At 46.5% G+C, this 14639-nt stretch carries 13 protein-coding genes; 8 read left to right on the top strand and 5 right to left on the bottom strand.

Translation table 11 applies throughout. The features are described from left to right. The first annotated feature begins 186 nt into the window (after positions 1-186). The 5 genes from OCU74_RS05350 to oppF all read left to right on the top strand — a co-directional run bounded on the left by OCU74_RS05350 (position 187) and on the right by oppF (position 5719). A complete protein-coding gene (locus tag OCU74_RS05350) occupies positions 187-1818 on the top strand; it encodes an ABC transporter substrate-binding protein (protein WP_087480595.1) in 1632 nt (543 codons plus the stop codon). A 94-nt stretch (positions 1819-1912) separates the two neighbouring features. Further along, positions 1913-2833, top strand: a complete 921-nt coding sequence (gene oppB / locus OCU74_RS05345) for an oligopeptide ABC transporter permease OppB (RefSeq protein ID WP_087480594.1) — start codon at positions 1913-1915, stop codon at positions 2831-2833. Positions 2834-2847: 14 nt separating this feature from the next. Then, positions 2848-3750 carry an oligopeptide ABC transporter permease OppC gene (gene oppC / locus OCU74_RS05340; RefSeq protein WP_087480593.1) on the top strand — a complete coding sequence of 301 codons (903 nt, stop codon included), beginning with the start codon at positions 2848-2850 and terminating at the stop codon, positions 3748-3750. A gap of 14 nt (positions 3751-3764) precedes the next feature. Beyond that, a complete protein-coding gene (oppD, locus tag OCU74_RS05335) occupies positions 3765-4736 on the top strand; it encodes an ABC transporter ATP-binding protein (protein WP_087480592.1) in 972 nt (323 codons plus the stop codon). Then, positions 4733-5719, top strand: a complete 987-nt coding sequence (oppF, locus tag OCU74_RS05330) for a murein tripeptide/oligopeptide ABC transporter ATP binding protein OppF (RefSeq protein WP_200807694.1) — start codon at positions 4733-4735, stop codon at positions 5717-5719. The genes oppD and oppF overlap by 4 nt, the downstream gene beginning before the upstream one ends. A gap of 120 nt (positions 5720-5839) precedes the next feature. On the opposite strand, the gene OCU74_RS05325 is transcribed toward oppF, so the two are convergent. Continuing rightward, positions 5840-7261 carry a DUF1593 domain-containing protein gene (locus tag OCU74_RS05325; RefSeq protein WP_087480590.1) on the bottom strand — a complete coding sequence of 474 codons (1422 nt, stop codon included), beginning with the start codon at positions 7259-7261 and terminating at the stop codon, positions 5840-5842. A gap of 371 nt (positions 7262-7632) precedes the next feature. Between OCU74_RS05325 and OCU74_RS05320 the strand changes: the two genes are divergently transcribed. Together OCU74_RS05320 and OCU74_RS05315 are read left to right on the top strand one after the other, a co-directional pair. Next, complete coding sequence (locus OCU74_RS05320) at positions 7633-8478, top strand: AraC family transcriptional regulator (RefSeq protein ID WP_087480589.1); 846 nt, start codon at positions 7633-7635, stop codon at positions 8476-8478. 58 nt (positions 8479-8536) lie between these two features. Further along, a complete protein-coding gene (locus tag OCU74_RS05315) occupies positions 8537-9130 on the top strand; it encodes a LysE family translocator (RefSeq protein WP_087480588.1) in 594 nt (197 codons plus the stop codon). Positions 9131-9262: 132 nt separating this feature from the next. Here the strand turns inward: OCU74_RS05315 and OCU74_RS05310 are convergent, their stop codons facing one another. From OCU74_RS05310 to OCU74_RS05295, 4 genes are all read right to left on the bottom strand, one after another. Next, complete coding sequence (locus OCU74_RS05310) at positions 9263-10291, bottom strand: lipin/Ned1/Smp2 family protein (protein ID WP_200807693.1); 1029 nt, start codon at positions 10289-10291, stop codon at positions 9263-9265. A gap of 254 nt (positions 10292-10545) precedes the next feature. Beyond that, the gene (locus tag OCU74_RS05305; RefSeq protein ID WP_087480587.1) at positions 10546-11541 is read right to left on the bottom strand and encodes an NADP-dependent oxidoreductase; all 996 of its coding nucleotides are present in this window, start codon (positions 11539-11541) and stop codon (positions 10546-10548) included. Positions 11542-11888: 347 nt separating this feature from the next. Further along, on the bottom strand, positions 11889-12224 hold the full coding sequence (locus OCU74_RS05300) for a hypothetical protein (protein ID WP_087480586.1): 336 nt from the start codon (positions 12222-12224) through the stop codon (positions 11889-11891). 464 nt (positions 12225-12688) lie between these two features. Continuing rightward, positions 12689-13588: a LysR family transcriptional regulator gene (locus tag OCU74_RS05295; RefSeq protein ID WP_087480585.1), complete on the bottom strand. Its 900-nt coding sequence runs from the start codon at positions 13586-13588 to the stop codon at positions 12689-12691. Positions 13589-13680: 92 nt separating this feature from the next. On the opposite strand from OCU74_RS05295, the gene OCU74_RS05290 reads away from it, so the two are divergent. After that, positions 13681-14604, top strand: coding sequence for a DMT family transporter (locus OCU74_RS05290; protein ID WP_087480747.1), 924 nt, complete (start codon positions 13681-13683; stop codon positions 14602-14604). Positions 14605-14639: the final 35 nt, after the last annotated feature.

Here is a 14639-nt window from a genome sequence, read left to right as displayed (position 1 = left end):
AAATTCATCCAAAAGTTGCTAGGGTAACGGGATATTTATAAAGTGGGCTTAATAAATACGCCAAGTTATCCTGAGATACCAAAACTCAGCGTGTCTTCAGGTCATTTGGGTATCGATCATACCAACACAGCAAACTTCTTTATAAATACGATCACGGATGTCATCACACAAAATCTGGAGTTTTACATGAATAAAAATAATATTTCCCGGGCAATTTTGCTGGGACTCGGCCTAACTCTGGCCGGTACTACACTTCCATCCAACGCAGCACAGGTTCCGGAAGGAACCAAATTAGCCCCGGTACAAGAGTTGGTTCGGGGAAATGGCTCAGAAATCGAAACACTCGATCCGCAAAAAGTAAATGGCGTTCCCGGAGCCAACGTAGACAGAGACTTATTTGAAGGTCTGGTCAATGAAGACGGATACGGCGAAATTATTCCCGGTGTTGCCGAGAAATGGGAAACCAAAGACAACAAAACATTTATCTTCCACCTGCGTAAAACAGCAAAATGGTCAAATGGCGAACCGGTAACTGCGGTGGATTTTGTCTATGGCTGGCAGCGCCTTGTTGATCCTGCAACGGCCTCTCCTTATGCTGAATATTTAGAATTAGGCAATGTCACCAATGCTGCGGACATCGTCGCCGGTAAAAAAGATAAGTCAACACTGGGTGTCAAAGCTATCGATGCACAGACACTGGAAGTTCATCTCGATAAACCAACCCCTTATTTTGTTAAAATGCTGGTTCACCAATCAACGTTCCCGGCTCCTCGTGCCGTTATAGAAAAATGGGGCAGCAAGTGGACCAGACCTGAACACTTTGTCGGTAACGGTGCATATGTTCCGGAAAACTGGGTCGTCAATGAGCGCCTGGTTCTGAAGCGGAATCCGCTTTACTGGAATGATGTCCAGACTATTATCAATAAAGTCACCTATCTACCAATTGAAAGCCAGAATGCGGAAATGAACCGTTTCCTCGCCGGTGAAATGGATTTCACCTATGAGATGCCGGTGGAGCACTTTAAACAACTCCAGAAAGAATATCCGGAGTCAGTTTCCGTGACCGGATATCTGTGTAACTACTATTACGATTTCAATATGGAGAAAAAACCATTTAATGATGTCCGCGTCCGGAAAGCACTGTCTTATGCAATCGATCGGGATATCATTACCAAGGCAGTTATGGGGCAGGGTCAGAAACCAGCTTATGCCTTCACTCCGGATATTACTGCCGGTTTTAATCCGCCAATGCCGGAATATGGCAAATGGACCCAGAAAGAGCGCAACGAAAAAGCAAAAGAGCTGCTAGCCGAAGCCGGTTACGACAAAAATAATCCATTGACTCTTACGCTGATTTACAACACTTCGGATAACCATAAGAAAGTTGCCACAGCCATTCAGTCTATGTGGAAACGTGCACTGGGCGTGAATGCCAATCTGGAAAATCAGGAGTGGAAAACATTTCTGGATAACCGTCGCCAGGGGAACTTCGAAGTTGCTCGCGATGCCTGGTGTGGTGACTATAACGAAGCCTCGACTTTCCTTTCTCAGATGCTTTCAAACAACAGCGGAAACTATGCCCGCTATCACAGCAAGGCATACGACAACGCAATGGAAAAAGCAATGCTGAGCACCTCCGAAGATGAACGTGTTAATTACTACTCGCAAGCGGAACAGCTGATTGCTCAGGATATGCCGGTAGCACCGACATATCAGTATGTTAAGGCACACTTACTCGCTCCTCATGTCGGTGGTTATCCGACTCATAATGCAGGAGATATGACTTATACCCGGGATATGTATATCAAAGCAGAATAATTAATCCTGAGTCATCACAAACAGGGCTGTATGGTATGTTTTTGCTATACAGCCTTTCATTTCATGGTTGCAATTAATACACAAGAGTGAGTTTATGCTTAAATTCATTGCGAAGCGGATGCTGGAAGCAATACCAACGCTGTTGGTGCTGATCACAGTCTCCTTTTTTCTGATGCGCTTTGCGCCCGGAAACCCATTTTCATCAGAGCGGGCCGTCCCACCACAGGTACTTGCTAACATCAATGCAGAATATGGTCTGGATAAGCCCATTAGTGTTCAGTATCTGACTTATCTGAACAATATCCTGCATGGTGATTTCGGACCATCATTCAAATATAAAGATTTCAGTGTGAACGAACTGGTAGGAAATGCGCTGCCGGTTTCAGCAAAAATCGGATCAACCGCTTTTATCTTTACTGTTATTCTCGGAGTTGCGATCGGTACAATCGCGGCACTGAAGCAAAACTCCTGGATCGACTACTCATTAATGGCGACAACGATGCTGGGAATCGTCATTCCTTCCTTCGTTTTTGCTCCGGTTCTGATATACATTTTTGCAATTAATCTGGAATGGCTGCCCGCTGGTGGCTGGAACGACGGGTCTTTCAAATATATGGCACTCCCTGTGCTCGGTATGTCTTTGCTCTACATCGCAACTTTCGCCCGGATAACCCGGGGTTCAATGATTGAAACCCTCAACAGTAATTTTATCCGCACCGCCAAAGCTAAAGGCCTTAGTTACCGTTACATTATTATCCGACATGCATTAAAGCCAGCCCTGTTACCGGTGGTTTCCTATATGGGTCCGGCGTTCGTCGGCATTATTACCGGTTCAGTGGTCATTGAGACAATCTTCGGTTTACCCGGCATCGGAAAGTTATTTGTCAACGCTGCTTTTAACCGAGATTACTCATTGGTTCTGGGAATCACCATTCTGATTGGATTCCTGTTTATTCTGTTCAACATGATCGTCGATATTCTCCTCGCTTATATCGATCCGAAAATCCGCTATTAAAGGGAGAAAGACACATGATTGGAAAAAAAGATAATGCCCAGGTACTGGAGCGATTCAGCGAACAGCTGGAAATTGAAGGCCGCAGCTTGTGGCAGGATGCCAGAATGCGTTTTCTGCGCAACAAAGCGGCCATGGTCAGTCTGGTTATTCTGGTTCTGATTACGCTGGCAGTCATCCTCCTGCCCTATCTCGCAACATACAGCTTTGAAGATACCGACTGGTATGCGATGAATGCAGCACCTTCAGCCGAACACGTTTTCGGCACCGATGCACTGGGTCGGGATCTGTATGTCAGGACACTGATCGGTGGTCAGATATCGCTGGCCGTTGGTGTTTTGGGTGCACTGGTTGCAGTCGTCATCGGGACACTCTATGGTGCCACTTCCGGCTTTATCGGCGGCAGAGTCGACCGGATTATGATGCGTTTTCTGGAAATTCTGTACGCAATCCCGTTTATGTTCTTCGTGATTGTTCTGGTGACTTTCTTTGGCCGGAATATCATGCTGATCTTCGTCGCTATCGGAGCCATTTCATGGCTGGATATGGCACGGATTGTCCGTGGACAAACCCTCAGCCTGCGCAGTAAAGAATTTATCGAAGCGGCTCATGTCTGTGGCGTCAGTCAGTGGAATATCATCACCCGCCATATTGTACCGAACGTACTGGGTATTGTGGTGGTCTATTCTACACTGCTAATCCCAACCATGATTCTGACAGAATCGTTTCTGTCCTTCCTCGGTCTTGGTGTTCAGGAACCCAGAACCAGTTGGGGAGCTTTGCTTCAGGAAGGTGCGAACACCATGGATCTGGCTATCTGGCAACTGGCATTTCCTGCCGCATTTATGATTGTCACTCTGTTTTGTTTTAACTATGTCGGCGACGGGCTGCGTGATGCACTCGATCCGAAAGACAGATAATCCGGGAGCACTGTATGAACTTACTTGATGTTAAAGATCTGCGGGTTGAATTCTCGACACCGGATGGCACTGTCACCGCCGTCAACGATCTGAATTTTTCATTACAACAGGGAGAAACTCTGGGCATCGTCGGCGAATCCGGTTCAGGGAAATCCCAGACTGTATTTGCCATGATGGGATTACTGGCAAAGAACGGACAGGTTTCCGGTAGCGCATTATTTGAAGGGAAAGAAATTCTGAACCTCCCGGAAAAGGCACTGAATAAAATCCGCGCCGAACAGATTGCGATGATATTTCAGGATCCGATGACCTCGCTTAATCCTTACATGAAAGTCAGCACGCAGCTGATGGAAGTACTGATGAAGCATAAAGGTATGGGGAAAGCAGCCGCATTCGAAGAGTCGGTGCGTATGCTGGAAGCAGTCAAAATCCCGGAAGCCCGTAAACGTATCACCATGTATCCTCATGAATTCTCCGGCGGTATGCGTCAGCGGGTAATGATTGCAATGGCCCTGCTCTGTCGGCCGAAACTGCTGATCGCAGATGAACCGACCACCGCGCTGGACGTAACGGTTCAGGCTCAGATTATGGATCTGCTCAATGAGCTGAAATCAGAATTCAATACAGCCATTATCATGATTACTCACGATCTCGGTGTTGTTGCCGGTTCCTGTGAAAAAGTTCTGGTGATGTATGCCGGAAGAACAATGGAATACGGCAGCGTCAATGATATTTTCTACAATCCGAGTCATCCATATGCCGAAGGTCTGCTTCAGGCAATCCCTCGTCTGGATACCGAAGGAGAAATCCTTCCGACGATTCCGGGCAATCCACCCAACCTGTTACGTCTGCCACCCGGCTGTCCTTATCAGGAACGATGCCACCGGGTTACCGATCGCTGTAAACGTGACACACCGGCCCTGACAACTTTTGGCAACCAACGTCAGCGGGCCTGTTTTTCTGACTGGGAGGCTTGGGAAAAATGAACCAGAAACCTTTACTACTTGATATCAAGGATCTGAAGGTCCACTTCCAGATGGCTTCAAAATCAGCCTGGCCCTGGTCGACACCTACTGCTCTGAAAGCGGTTGACGGGGTGAATGTCCGTCTTTATGAAGGTGAGACACTAGGTGTGGTTGGTGAATCCGGCTGCGGAAAATCAACTTTTGCCCGGGCGATTATCGGTCTGGTCGATGCAACAGAAGGTGAAGTCGTCTGGCTCGGTCAGGATCTGACCCGGATGAAAGCCGTGCAACGGCGGGAAACCCGCAAAGAGATTCAGATGATCTTTCAGGATCCGCTGGCATCACTCAACCCCCGGATGACGATTGGCGATATTATTGCCGAACCGCTTAAAACGTTTTATCCGCAACTGACATCTCTGGAAGTCAGAGACCGGGTTAAAGAGATGATGATGCGGGTCGGGCTATTGCCCAATGTGATCAACCGTTATCCGCATGAGTTCTCAGGCGGCCAGTGCCAGCGGATCGGTATTGCCCGCGCATTGATTCTCCGACCGAAAATGATCATCTGTGATGAACCGGTTTCTGCGCTGGATGTCTCGATTCAGGCTCAGGTGGTCAACTTGCTCAAAGAGCTGCAAAAAGAACTAGGGTTAAGTCTGGTGTTTATTGCCCATGATTTGTCCGTGGTGAAGCATATTTCTGACCGGGTTATGGTGATGTATCTGGGTAATGTGGTCGAAATCGGTGAATCTGATGCCCTGTTTGCTTCACCAAAGCATCCGTATACAACAGCTCTGATGTCGGCGGTGCCGATTCCCGATCCTAACCTGGAACGACAGAAAAAGATTCAGATGCTGGAAGGCGATCTGCCGTCGCCAATCAATCCGCCGTCAGGCTGTGTGTTCCGGACCCGTTGCCCGAAAGCACAGCCACAGTGTGCCCAGAATAAACCGGTACTGAGCGGAGACGAACAACACGCTGTAGCTTGTCCGATCGTACTGTAAACTGATCGGACATTGACCGATGTTAAAACGAGCCAGACTATAATGTCTGGCTCGTTCATTTCACCCTTCTGACACTCACTGAAACCCTTAAACCAAGTCTGCCGGTCTCTGTTTTCCAGTTTAAGGCATGACCGTCACAATGGCCCGGCGATAGGCATACATTTCAGGTGTACCATTGTCATGAACTTCCAGAATGACATGGAATGGTGTTGGCCTACTTACCTCAGGTGCAATAAAGCTGGTCGATTCCTGAGAATCATTGGCCAGTTTGATTTCCGGGGCAAAATGGATTTGCAAAGCCTGAGCTGTCGGCTCTCCGTACTGCCACCAGCGATAGCTGATTTGATTGTTATCCGGATCCGAACTCCCTTTGGCTGATAGCACCACTTTCTCACCGGATTTCACCTGCCATTGCAACGGCTGTATGCCCGGTTCGCCATTCAGCTTCACAACCGGATTATGATTCGCGTTGGCATAGTTATCTGTAAGCGTCCACTGAATCCGTCCGGCAAAATCGTTCTGAAACTGATGTCTGAAACGCCAGATGGTTGCTGGTGCTGTCTTATGCATTTTTCCATCGGTTCCCAGTACATTGTCCGATGTGCCGGTACGCAACCCTGATTCATCATCCGGTGCAACCGGCGCATAACGCCCACCCCAGCTACCGTATTCAGGATGTTCAGGTACATTCAGGCCATTTTTCAGCAAATAGATAAACGAGGGGCTGTCACCTTCCATAATATACATAATCGGTGGATATTTTTCTCCCAGCGGCCCCAGCCGAATATGCTTTTTCACCCAGTCATTGTTCACCTGCGCCATATCTGCACCTTCAAGATTTGGCGCAGAGATACCAACCCAGGTTGCTAACCAGTAATCGTTGTAACTGTGAATACTACTAATCCAGGTCATCGTCGGAAAGTTGCGCCGAATCCATGCGCCGGTATTATCCTGATCCGAAATGGAATAAACTCGTATCTTGCTTATAAAATCAGCAACTTCTGTAGATGTCCGTGTCGCTTTCACATCCCACAACGCCTGTGCCAGGTCAACGCCACCGCCCCAGAGAGTAATCCAGACCGGACGGTCGTCACTTTTGTCTACGGTCGCAATAATACTGCGTGAGGCCTGCGTCGACAGACCATGGCCGACACCTTTCATTCCGTAGGCAACCCGGCCGCTGAGAATCTTCGCTTTCAGAGATTCCGGTGTCGGAAATCCCTCCGCATGGCGGATCAGATTCGGATACACTTTTGCATAAGCATCAATCCTCTCCTTCAGCAACTCTGGCTGTACCTGATCCCGTTGCCAGGTTGATGTTGTTGCCACAATATTTTCTATCTCAAACTCATTACTGTAAGTCAGAAATCTGACAAATGATTCTGAATCATCCGGTTCGTTACCGATGTCCGTTAATACAATGACACGGGTTTTATCCGCCATACCATCAGTATGAGGCACGTTATTCTCTGCCAGACTGATACCACTAAAAACCAGTGCTGACATCAATAGAGGTAATACTTTCAATTTCGTAGGGATCATGGCGATAACTCCATCAAACTTCTGCTAACCTGTATCCAAGTGCCATTCCTGAAAAAACCTTCATTATGAAACTGAATAGGCATTTTACTCAGATAATAAAAAACCCGAAGGCGATGATGTCTCAGTATCATCGCCTTCGGGTTTTGCTATTGCTATGACAATCCCGAAAGATTTCATTTTGTAATCAAGAGCAGCTTACCTGCATTGAATAAAATGTATTGTGAGCATAAGCTTAATTTCTTACATTTCTGTCAGTATTTAAAAAAACAGGATTTATATGAGCTGGCAATTCAGCAATTTTGTTCAAGTTTTCCTGAATTGACCTTTCTATCATGGAACGAAAGTAAAGTGACAGCAAGTCGGGTATCCTCATGAATACAGGGAATCATTTCAGATTTGAAAGCAGTACAGACCTTCAGGGCGTAAAAGTGCTGACGGCAAATATGCATGATTTCAGTTATGACAAGCATGCCCACGAAGAATACTCTCTGGGAGTAACTGTACAGGGCAGGCAGGATTTTTTCTGTTGTCGCCGTTTTCATAAAAGTCCTCCCGGCGGTGTGATGCTCTTCAATCCTGATGATGTTCACGACGGACATTCGGGTGGAACAACCGATTTATCTTATGTGATGACTTACATTCACCCCCGGGCGTTGCACGCACCTTTCCTCGCACTGGGCGTGAAACCAGATCATACATTGCGTATTGAAGGCGTTCTGTTTGATGATCTGGTTATGAAACAACAAATTCTGATGCTAACCCGAATGATCAACAGCGGTTATCACTCGAAGATCGAACAGGAACTGTCGCTGTTCCGCTTGGCTCATACACTGGTGAAAAAATCGGGAGCTCTGCATGAAGCCACGCCCCAACGGCGTCAGGACACACTACTGACCCGGGCCAAAGAGTTTATCAACAGCCAGTATCAGAACAATTTATCTATCGATGATATTGCTGCAGTCGCCAGTATGTCGAAATACCATTTCATCCGGCTGTTCCGGGCACAGTTTGGCATAACACCGCATCAGTATGTAGTGAACTGCCGGATCAACGGAGCCCAGAAAGCACTTGAATCCGGTCTTCCGGCCACCGCCGTTGCCCAGATGTTCTGTTTTGCTGATGTCAGCCACATGAACCGGCGCTTTAAAAAGCTTTATGGTATGACACCAAAGCAATACCAGAACCAGCTAACGCTGACTGCTGACACCCAGAGATAGAAAACAACACACCTTTCACTCATCACCTTGATGCCCGTTTGCCCGGGTAAGGAAAATTATGCTTGATATATGGACCTATGCTCTGGGAATTATGTATTCCCCCGGCCCCGTCAACCTACTCAGCCTGAATGGCGGTATTCAGGGACACACCCGTCACCATCTCGGATTCTTTCTCGGAGTGGCTTGCGCGATGCTGATCCTATTCATCAGCTTAAGCTATCTGGGTGGCTATATGATCAATGATGCTATCCTGCCGTACGTTGCACTGCCCGGATGCAGCTACATTTTATATCTGGCCTGGAAGCTGCTTCGCTCACCGGTCACATTAAAACAGGATTCACCGTCCGTACTCTCATTTAAAAACGGGCTACTGATCCAGTTGCTGAATCCGAAAGGTATGATCGCCACACTCCCAATCGCCACCATTCAGTTTCCGGCACAGGGCATTACCGGCGGGCAAATCCTGTACTGGTCTGTTGCACTGGCTCTGTTTGCAGGATGTGCACCGGGAAGTTATTCCGTCATTGGCGCAGTCGTCGGAAAACATCTGCTCAATGCAGTCTGGCTACAACGTATCCAGCAGATACTGGCACTGCTGCTGATTTATGCAGCCCTGAGTATCGGCTATGAGCATATTTATAAAATCTGGTAAAGACTGAGAGTCATGCCGACGATTATTGGAAACCAACTCATAGAACAAAAACACCAGACCGGAGCACAAGTGCTCCGGTCATGGTACTGCTTCGCGGCTTCCATCCTCTGGATTCAGAGGACGATACCAGTGTTACCGGCTACAGCTGGCAACCGGCGTGTTGGCTACAACTGTCGCATAGTGTTCGCTGTAGTCTTCGCCCAGAGCCTGTGTCCCTTCTTCCCCGGCATGTTTACCGATAATATAGGTATTGGATTTGGCAATACCAGCGTCTGCATAGGCTTCGATATCAGTCGTTGCATTACCGTAAGCCCGCACAATATTAACCCCGCTGTCAATCAGTTGACGAATATAGTCACCTTTATAAACAGCAACGTCTGAAGGCTGGAATATTTCTCCGTTCGGATTGGTATGCAGATGAGCCATCGGAATCTGTTTTAATGCCAGCCATTCACGGGAATCTTTTGCCAGCCAGTAAGGACGACCGGTAACATAAATAATCCGGTAGTTTTTATTCTTATAGGCATTCACAACATCTGTCGCATAGTTGTAAGCTTTTGCCGTACTAATTCCCAGATAGTCACCAACCTCTTCAAAATCCGTTAACGTCAGTGTCCCGTCAATATCGAAGAGAATCGCATCACTTCCCGGTTCAATCACGCTCAGGTAACCGGTCGCCGTTGAAAGGTCACCGGCAACAACCATATAGACGGTATATTCACCTGCAGCCCGTTTTCCGGCATCCACATACACTTTTCCGTCAGAGTCGGTGGTATAAGTACCCAGAAATTCCCATGAATTCATCCCTGTGCCATAGAGATAAGCGTATACCGTTTCATCTTCAAGATCTTTGTGCAGCGCAATATCATAATCGAACTTTCCAACGACGGTTGCCTGATTTCCCTCAGTCACCAAAGCGTCATGAACCATATGATAAGGCGTATAAAGTGATGAAATCAGACGACTGCCAAAATGGTCAAAACTCTCCTTCTCCGGTGTCGGCAACGTTGGTGTCTGCTCAAGAGCAGTGTAATCCGGACAAGTGGCAGCTAAAGATAGATGCCAGCTGCCAATCATCATGACAGCAGCAATTGTAAATATAAGACGACGTAGCATGTGCCCTCCCAGGACAGTTGATTGATCGGTAATTGTCTCACTCATATGGTATGAATCCATACAAAACCTAAGATAACAGCACTCAGCGACAGAAGTGAGGTACCTTGAACATCTGTAGGCTTTATTGAAGTTCCTATCCCAAATCAGGGCTAAATAATTTAATAATCATATGAATAGGAAAAGAAGAATAGTTATGAAATATGGCTTTTTTATAACAAAGTCAAAAAATATGAGAAAATTAACGGGAAAAAAGACAAAAACGGGCTCTTCAGAGCCCGGTAAACATCAGTGACAGAGTATCAGAGTTGTACGATTAACTTCCCTTGATTGTCACCGCTAAACAATAATTTGATCGCATCAGGAGCATTTTCAATTCCCGAAATCATGTGAGTCCGGTATTTCAGTTCCCCTTTCACGAGCATTTCCCCTAATGCCTGACCATATTCGGCAAAACGATCAAAGTGATCCGGCATTGTGAAACCCTGTATAGAAAGACGACGTTTAATGATATTGATCCAACTTGGCCCCGGATCCGGCTGTTCCTTATTATATTCGGCAATCAGACCACATACGGCAATTCGCCCATGCGCATTCATCCGGGCAAAAATCGGCCCCTGAGCAACACCTCCGGTGTTTTCAAAAAACAGGTCGATTCCATCTGGTGTCGCTATCGCCAGTTGCTTAGCAAAATCCTGCTCGCGGTAGTTCAGGGCAGCATCGAACCCCAACTCTTCAGTAATCCACCGGGCCTTCTCTTCATTACCGACAACACCAACAACCCGAACTCCCTGATTCTTTGCCATCTGACCGACCAGAGAACCAACTGAGCCGGCAGCGGCCGTAATCACCAGTGTTTGTCCGGATTCCGGATGTAAGACTTCAAATAAGCCATGATAAGCGGTTACTCCCGGCAGTGAGATAACAGCCAGAACAGCTTCTGTCGGGAGTCCCTGCGGTACTTTATTCATTCCGGCACCGTTTGAAATCAGGTATTCCTGCATTCCGGTCAGCCCCATAACTCTGGTTCCTTCGGGATAGTCCGGATGTCTGGAAGCCACCACTTCACCGACTCCGCTGGCACGCATGACATCTCCCAGTTTAACCGGCGGAATGTAACTATTTTCATCCGCACTCATCCAGCCACGCATTGCCGGATCCAGAGACAAGTGTGTCACCTTAATCAGAAATTCACCCTCTTGAGGTTCTGGTATGTTTGCTGTCGCTAAAGTGAATACATCGGCAGTGATTTCCTGCTGGGGTCTGGCAACTAAGTGAACAGCCCGATATGTCTGCATGTTTTCCTCTCTCATCAATTATTCTGCTGGCGCCATGATGACGCACTGATTTTCTATTCCATAGATCTCAGATATATAAGATTCTGCATCTTCAAGAGACATACATCAAAAATCTTAATCTATCAGGGTAATCTCCGGAATGTTTACTGACTCTCAATGAATATATACCCAAATGACCTGAAGATGCAGTCACAGAGAGCGTACATTCGGGTATTTTTTAAAGAATTGAGAAGATACGGGAAAACAAAGAAAGGATGATCATAAATGAGAGAAATATAACTGCCATCTGACGCCATCAATGATTTTTATCAGATGACAGTATTCTATTTTTATCGGTTCTGAACTGATTAAGATTCCATACATTGTTCGAACGGTTCAAGCTGAATCGATATAGTTTTTCCGTTCAGTGACGCATACTCTGTTCCCATAGGTGCATCTCCGATCGAAAGAGATAACTCAATAGAATCATCGTGTTCTGATGTTACTGCGGGAATTCCTTCCCCAAACTGCTCTGCCAGATCATCATCAAGAAATGCGAAAGTGATCAGGTAGTGTTTCCCCTCGCGAATATCATTCGGAACATGACCAAGAAAACATTCAACAGTTGAACCATGAATATCAAATGTCACTTCTTCCCGGGCTTCTGGATTAATATGAATGACTTCGGCTTTATATTTTTTCATGACGTCTCCGTTATTATATTTTTGACAAATAGCATTTAGCATTGCAAAAACAATAAAAGGGTTTTTCTAAGAAATAGGGCAATAGACTCCAATAAAAGGCAATATGTCATTGCTGGAATCACCTCGAGAGTTGCCTCTGGTTTATTCGTTCTTATTCATATAGATATGTGAACAAATCAATCAACAGGTTCCATAGACTGAACAACTATCGTCCATGTTGTGACAATTTGCCCCCATAAGCATAGTTCATTTACAGAAAGAGACAATCATTCTTCAGTCATATACAACAATAAATTATTCCGTTAATAGCTTGTTATCTGTGACGATAACAAGAGAAATTCATATGATACAGTACAAATTATAGGCGATATGTCACATGCTCCTGCTGGCACAATAAGTGCTCCCGAAAGCATACACTAAGACCAACCTGCCATAACAAATCCATCAATAACAACGAAACCTAATCATGTTACAGACTTAAACTGCTCCAGCATAAAGCTAATCAGTAACCGCACCCGGTGTGGCAGATTATCCCGATCCCGGTAAAGCATATGCAAAGTTCGGGGGTGGCTGCTCCATTCAGGTAATATCCGGACCACTTCCCCTCGCTCAATCAATGTGCTGGCATAATAATCGGGGATCAGACCGATGCCGATTCCTGTCCTGACCGCCCCAATAGTCACGGTAAATTCATCCACATTCAAACGGAGATTCTGACCAGGCTGATACTGGATGTTTTCTCCGGTGATATGATTCTCCAATTCCCACAATCTCAGTGGATGACAAAGGATGATCGGATAGTTTTCCAGCAGTGCCGGATGACTGATGGTATGCCATTCCTGTCTGTCAGGTCCGGCACAGACCACAAAGCGAATATTCCAGAGCGGGCGGGCAATCCAGTCATCGACTGCCGGAACTCCCATTCTGAAAGCAACATCGATCGCCTGCTCATCAATATCGGTAATACTGTTTGATAATTTGAGATCAAGCTGAATATTCGGATACTGCTGTAAAAAAAGGTTCAGTTTATCTCCCAGTATCTGCGAACCGATATTAATTGGTGCAGCAATCCTGATGATTCCCTTCGCTTCATGTTTATCCGCATGTAGATCTTCAGCAATATCGTTCAGCTCGGCAAACAGTGCTTCAGTACGTTCGTAGTAACGTCTCCCGGTATTTGTGAGCAACACTTTATGGGCATCCCGGTGAAATAACCTCAGTGACAGATCCTGCTCCAGTTTTTGAATCCTGCGACTCAGTGTAGAAAGTGGCATATCGAGTGCCTGCGCTGCCTGTTTGAAACTCCCCAAACGGGCAACGACACAAAAACAACGCATATCATCCAGAGAATAATTAGATTTCATATGTGAGATATACCATCCTGAATTTGCTTATTTATCCCAATAGTAAAATCTATACACTGAATTTACATGATTCACAATACCTGGATATCATTATGAGATCTTCAACAACTACTGCTATTTTTCTGCTCGTTCTGTGTACTTTTTTCTGGGGAAGCAGCTTTCCAATCGGCAAGCATGCATTAGAGGAACTCAGCGCACTCTCTCTGGTTTTATGGCGTTTTACCATTGCGGCATTGTGTTTGCTGGTTTATCTCAGAATTCGCCGGATAAACTGGCCGAATCTAACCGGAAAACAGTACCTGATTGTCTCTGCCGTCAGTGTCATTGGTGTCGGCGGACTGAATCTCGGACTGTTTACCGGCCTTCAGTATACAGAAGCAACCAATGGTGCTCTGATCATGGCTCTGAGCCCGGTGATCACCTCCTTAATTACCTCATTCGCCCAGAAAACCATACCGGGATATCGCCAGCTACTCAGTTTGATCGTCAGTCTTGGCGGCGTATTACTGGTGATTACTCAGGGGAATATCGACTACTTACTCAGTTTTCGTCTGAATCATGGCGATATTCTGATCTTTTGCGGCATGCTGGCATGGAGCCTGTATACGTTCTGGACTCAGCAAATCAGCCGCTGGATGCCGCTCATCCCTTACACAATTGCAGGCATGCTTTCTGGTATGGTAGTGATTGGCTTCGTTTGTATGATAACTGAGGGAATTCATCCATTGGACGCACTCATGACCAGTTCGTCACTGGTAATACTTGATGTGATTTACATCGGAATCTTTGGCACTGTGGCCGGATATCTGCTGTGGATCAATGGCGTCCGACATTTAGGCCCGGCAAGAGCTGCACTATTCTTTAACTGTGTTCCTGTATTTTCGGCTCTGACTTCTTTTGCTATGGGGCAAAGCATCTCCCCGGTTCAGCTCGCCGGAATGAGCATCGTGATTCTGGGGCTTCTCCTGCCGAGGCTTCTTACAAAACATCCACATTCCCGAACAGCAAGAGTATAAATACCCCCGGTCAGGGGAATGATGTCAGAGAACCG

The sequence above is a fragment of the Vibrio mangrovi genome (assembly GCF_024346955.1).
Classification (GTDB): Bacteria; Pseudomonadota; Gammaproteobacteria; order Enterobacterales; family Vibrionaceae; genus Vibrio; species Vibrio mangrovi.
The sequence above is the reverse complement of the archived record's forward strand: the minus strand, read 5'-3'. Positions and strand labels throughout refer to the sequence as shown.

Excerpts from the sequence above, each read along its gene's own strand:
- OCU74_RS05350 (WP_087480595.1), top strand. The coding sequence starts at position 187 with ATGAATAAAAATAATATTTCCCGGGCAATTTTGCTGGGACTCGGCCTA.
- oppB (WP_087480594.1), top strand. The coding sequence starts at position 1,913 with ATGCTTAAATTCATTGCGAAGCGGATGCTGGAAGCAATACCAACGCTG.
- oppC (WP_087480593.1), top strand. The coding sequence starts at position 2,848 with ATGATTGGAAAAAAAGATAATGCCCAGGTACTGGAGCGATTCAGCGAA.
- oppD (WP_087480592.1), top strand. The coding sequence starts at position 3,765 with ATGAACTTACTTGATGTTAAAGATCTGCGGGTTGAATTCTCGACACCG.
- oppF (WP_200807694.1), top strand. The coding sequence starts at position 4,733 with ATGAACCAGAAACCTTTACTACTTGATATCAAGGATCTGAAGGTCCAC.
- OCU74_RS05325 (WP_087480590.1), bottom strand. The coding sequence starts at position 7,261 with ATGATCCCTACGAAATTGAAAGTATTACCTCTATTGATGTCAGCACTG.
- OCU74_RS05320 (WP_087480589.1), top strand. The coding sequence starts at position 7,633 with ATGAATACAGGGAATCATTTCAGATTTGAAAGCAGTACAGACCTTCAG.
- OCU74_RS05315 (WP_087480588.1), top strand. The coding sequence starts at position 8,537 with ATGCTTGATATATGGACCTATGCTCTGGGAATTATGTATTCCCCCGGC.
- OCU74_RS05310 (WP_200807693.1), bottom strand. The coding sequence starts at position 10,291 with ATGAGTGAGACAATTACCGATCAATCAACTGTCCTGGGAGGGCACATG.
- OCU74_RS05305 (WP_087480587.1), bottom strand. The coding sequence starts at position 11,541 with ATGCAGACATATCGGGCTGTTCACTTAGTTGCCAGACCCCAGCAGGAA.
- OCU74_RS05300 (WP_087480586.1), bottom strand. The coding sequence starts at position 12,224 with ATGAAAAAATATAAAGCCGAAGTCATTCATATTAATCCAGAAGCCCGG.
- OCU74_RS05295 (WP_087480585.1), bottom strand. The coding sequence starts at position 13,588 with ATGAAATCTAATTATTCTCTGGATGATATGCGTTGTTTTTGTGTCGTT.
- OCU74_RS05290 (WP_087480747.1), top strand. The coding sequence starts at position 13,681 with ATGAGATCTTCAACAACTACTGCTATTTTTCTGCTCGTTCTGTGTACT.